The sequence below is a fragment of the Gemmatimonas sp. genome, from assembly GCF_044344655.1.
Taxonomy (GTDB): domain Bacteria; phylum Gemmatimonadota; class Gemmatimonadetes; order Gemmatimonadales; family Gemmatimonadaceae; genus Gemmatimonas.
In genome coordinates this window covers 1-4,299 of record NZ_JBIJCN010000088.1, presented here as the reverse complement: position 1 = coordinate 4,299, position 4,299 = coordinate 1, and the positions used below count along the sequence as shown (strand labels likewise).

3 protein-coding genes are annotated in these 4,299 nt (G+C 67.6%); 2 read left to right on the top strand and 1 reads right to left on the bottom strand.

The window, feature by feature from the left end; genetic code table 11:
• The coding region (locus ACIQ51_RS14015; protein ID WP_396205684.1) for a SulP family inorganic anion transporter at positions 1 to 1,474 on the bottom strand (1,474 nt) is incomplete at its 3' end.
• A gap of 325 nt (positions 1,475 to 1,799) precedes the next feature.
• On the opposite strand from ACIQ51_RS14015, the gene ACIQ51_RS14010 reads away from it, so the two are divergent.
• Positions 1,800 to 3,485 (top strand): amidohydrolase family protein, encoded by a 1,686-nt coding sequence (locus ACIQ51_RS14010; RefSeq protein WP_396205683.1) that lies wholly within the window; start codon positions 1,800 to 1,802, stop codon positions 3,483 to 3,485.
• Positions 3,482 to 4,299 (top strand): amidohydrolase family protein (locus tag ACIQ51_RS14005; RefSeq protein WP_396205682.1); only part of this gene is annotated, 818 nt, incomplete at its 3' end. The genes ACIQ51_RS14010 and ACIQ51_RS14005, both read left to right, overlap by 4 nt.

Below are 4,299 nucleotides of genomic sequence, written 5' to 3'. Positions count from 1 at the left end.
CGGTCTCGGGGATGCCCACGAGGCGGTAGTCGATATTGCGGGTACGTGCGGTTTCGCGGAACGACAACAGCACTTCGAGGGCGTCGTTGTCGAAGCGGGTCGTCTTGCGGCCATCAATCTCCACGCGCGTGTTGTGCGGGAGTGCGTCGAGCGTCTGCGACAGGTTCGCCTTGCTGAGGAACGTCACCTGGTCAGGTAACATGTATCGCGTGAGGATGGCGCCCGGCGGACTCACCTTCGACAGTGCCGGACGGCGCATGTGCTCGGCGATGATGAAGCCGAGACCCACCACGAGGCCCACGCCGATGCCGCGCAGCAGATCGGTGAAGAGGATGGCCATGATCGTCACGGCGAACGGGATGAAGTGCGACCACCCCAAGTGCCAGGCGCTTCTCCAGAGCGCCGGCGTGGTGAGCTTGAAGCCGGTGACCAGCAGCACCGCCGCGAGCGCTGCAAGAGGAATGCGGTTCAGCAGCGGTGCAAGCGCAAGCACCGCCACCACCAACCATGCGCCGTGTACGATCGCGGATAGCCGCGAGCGCGCACCAGCGTCCACGTTGGCGGAGCTGCGCACGATGACGCCCGTGACGGGCAGACCACCGAAGAAGCCCGAGAGTACGTTGCCAAGCCCCTGCGCAAAGAGCTCGCGGTTGGCGGGCGCGTCCCGCTTTTCGGGATCGAGCTTGTTGGTGGCCTCGAGGCTGAGCAGCGACTCGAGGCTCGCCACGACGCCAAGCGTGACCGCGAGCATCCAGACCTGCTGATCACCCAGTGCACTCCAATCGGGGCGCGCAATCTGCGACAACACGCCATTCACGCCCGTCGTGGGCAACGACACGAGGTGCGTGCCACGGATGGCGAACGACGGCTCGAGCGCCAGCAGCAGCTCATTGATCCCCACCCCGACGAAGACCGCCGCTAACGGCGCGGGAAAGAGCTTCACCTTGGCGAGTGGCGTCCGTGGCCAGAGCATCATCAGCGCCACCCCCAGCACGGCCACGGCGATGGCGCCGGGCTGCACCTGCGTGAACGCATTGCTGATCGCGCCGAAGGTGGTTTCTCCGCTGGGGCTCACAAACGCAAAGTCCCCCTCGTAGTCCGCGTCGTAGCCGACGGCGTGCGGGATCTGCTTGAGAATCAGCGTGAGGCCGATCGCGGCGAGCATCCCCTTGATGACCGACGAGGGGAAGTAGTAGCCGATCACGCCGGCGCGAGCCACGCCGAGGATGATCTGTAGTGCACCGCCCAAGATGACCGCCGGCAGGAAGCGGGGAAAACCGCCAACCTGGGCAATGCCGGCCAAGACAATGGCGGTGAGGCCGGCCGCGGGGCCGCTCACCATGAGCTGCGAGCCAGACGCGGCCCCGACCACGAGGCCGCCCACCACGCCCGCAATCACGCCGGACAGCAGCGGGGCGCCCGAGGCGAGCGCCACGCCCAGGCAGAGCGGCAAGGCCACGAGAAACACTACCACGGACGCCGGAATGTCATCGCGCCACGCGGCGAAAGGCGATGACGAAGGCCTGCCCTCGAGGGCAGAGGCGGTCGATGAGGTCATGCGGCTGGGCTGGCGGGACCGACGCGCCATCGTGGCGGAAACGCCCGGGATGCGCGTCGGAGGGGAGGGGGTGACCGCGGCATGCCGGTCCATTGGTCAGGCCGTGGTGATGCATAGAGCCTAACGAACGATCCGGAATGGTGCCAGCTTCGGGGGGATTCGGATACGCGGGCCGTCCACCTGCGTTACCATGGCTACATGGTCCGCCGGTTCACGCTTCTCCCCGACCTCGAGACGCCCAATGGGTCGCTTCCGCCTCGCTGCTGTCCGTACGCTTCCTGCGCTTCTCGCCATCGCCTCCGGGTGTACGGCGTCGCCGGTCCACGATGTGGTCATCCGCGGTGGGACCATTTACGACGGATCGGGGGGGGCGCCGATCACCGGTGATCTGGCAATCAATGGCGATTCGATCGTGGCGGTCGGGGCGGTCCCCGGTCGCGGACGCATCGAGGTGAACGCGGCCGGCCTGGCGGTCTCGCCTGGCTTCATCAACATGCTGAGCTGGGCCACGGAAACCCTGATCGAAGACGGCAAGTCGCAAGGCGACATCCGCCAGGGGGTTACGCTCGAGGTCATGGGCGAGGGATCGTCGATGGGCCCGCTCTCGGACACGTTGCGCGCCGAGATGCTCGCCGATCAGGGCGACATCACGTTCCCGGTAACGTGGCGCACGCTGCGCGGCTATCAGGACTCGCTCGTGGCCAAGGGGATCAGTACCAACATCGCCTCGTTCGTGGGGGCCACCACCGTGCGCATCAACCACGTGGGATGGGATGACCGCGAGCCCACCGCTGCCGAACTCGAGGCCATGCAGGCCGATGTGCGCCTCGCCATGGAAGAAGGCGCGCTGGGGGTGGGCTCCTCGCTCATTTACGCACCGGCGTTCTATGCGAAAACGTCCGAACTGGTCGCGCTCATGAAGGCCGCGGCGCCCTATGGTGGCATGTACATCTCGCACATGCGCAGCGAGGGCGTGAAGCTCGAGGAAGCGGTCGACGAACTGATCACGATCGCGCGCGAGTCGGGCGCCCGCGCCGAGATCTATCACCTCAAGGCCGCCGGTGAGGCCAACTGGCCCAAGATGGCGCGCGTACTCGCACGCATCGATTCGGTCCGCGCCGCGGGGCTCGAGATCACGGCCGATGTCTACCCGTATACCGCGGGGGCGACGGGGCTGGATGCCGCCATGCCGCCGTGGGTCCAGGAGGGCGGTTATGCCGCGTGGGCCAAACGGCTGCAGGATCCCGCCATCCGCAAGAAGGTGGCCGAGGAGATGCGCACGCCGACCGACAAGTGGGAGAGTCTGTTGCTCGCGGCCGGTTCGCCGGATCGCGTGGTGCTGGCTGGCTTCAAGGCCGACTCGCTCAAGCGGTATACGGGAAAGACCCTGGCCGAGGTCGCGAAGCTCCGTGGCACGTCGCCCGAGGAAACGGCGATGGATCTCGTGATCCGTGACGGCACGCGCGTGGGCACGATCTACTTCATCATCGACGAGGACAACATTGCGGCGCAGCTGAAGAAGCCGTGGGTGAGCGTGGGCTCCGATGCGGGCTCCATGGCGCCGGAGGGCAACTTCCTCAAGAGCAATACGCATCCGCGGGCGTACGGGACCTTCGCGCGCATTCTCGGTCGCTACGTGCGCGATCAGCAGGTGCTTACGCTGCAGGAGGCCGTGCGCCGCATGACATCGCTGCCTGCCGCCAACCTCCGTATCCAGCGACGTGGGGCGCTCAAGCCCGGGTACTTCGCCGATGTGGTGCTCTTCGATCCTGCGACGGTACGCGACAACGCCACCTTCGAACAGCCGCACCAGTACGCGACCGGCGTACGCGATGTGTTCGTGAACGGGGTGCAGGTACTCAAGGACGGCGAGCACACCGGGGCGAAACCGGGGCGCGTCGTACTCGGTCCGGGAGCGACGCGATGACGTCCCGTCGGCGGTTTCTCGAGCAGGGCACCATGGCGCTGGCCGCGGGTCCGTTCGCGGCTGGCTGGGCGCCGGCCGTGCACGTTCCGGGGCGTCAGGCCCACGATCTGGTGATTCGCGGCGGCACCGTGTTCGACGGTGCGGGTGGCGAAGGGCGCGTGATGGACGTGGCGATCCGTCAGGGGCGGGTGAGCGCCATGACGGCCCGTCTCACCGAACGTGGGGCGCAGGAGATCGACGCCACGGGGCTGGTGGTCTCGCCAGGGTTCGTGGATATCCACTCCCACGGCGACGGGAACCTGCGTGACGACCCGCGCGCCGAGTCGGTGATTCGGCAGGGGATCACGACGATCGTCGTGGGGGCCGACGGCGGGTCCCGTTTCACCGGGGCGCCGGACGCATCGTTCGCTGCGTGGGAGCAGGGGCTCACGGCGATCGGTCCCACGGTCAACGTGGCCTCGATGGTGGGGTTGGGGTCCGTGCGCGGCGCCGTCGTGGGGGAGGCCGACCGTCGCGCCACCGCCGACGAAGTGGCGCGCATGGCGGGCATGGTGGAGCAGGCCCTGCGCGAGGGGGCGTGCGGCGCTTCGACCGGGCTGGAGTACACACCGGGCGCATTCGCACCGCTGGATGAGCTGATCGCGCTCAGTCGACCGCTGTCGGCGCGTCGCTTGCCGTATGCCACGCATATGCGCAATGAGGACGACCAGCTGCTCGAAGCGATCGACGAATCCATCGCGGTGGCGCGTGGTGCCGGGTGCCCGCTGCAGGTCTCGCACCTCAAGCAGCAGGGGACGCGCAACTGGGCCAAGAT

Bases quoted from the DNA above. Each gene is read 5' to 3' on its own strand.
- ACIQ51_RS14010 (WP_396205683.1), top strand. From the start codon at position 1,800: ATGGGTCGCTTCCGCCTCGCTGCTGTCCGTACGCTTCCTGCGCTTCTC.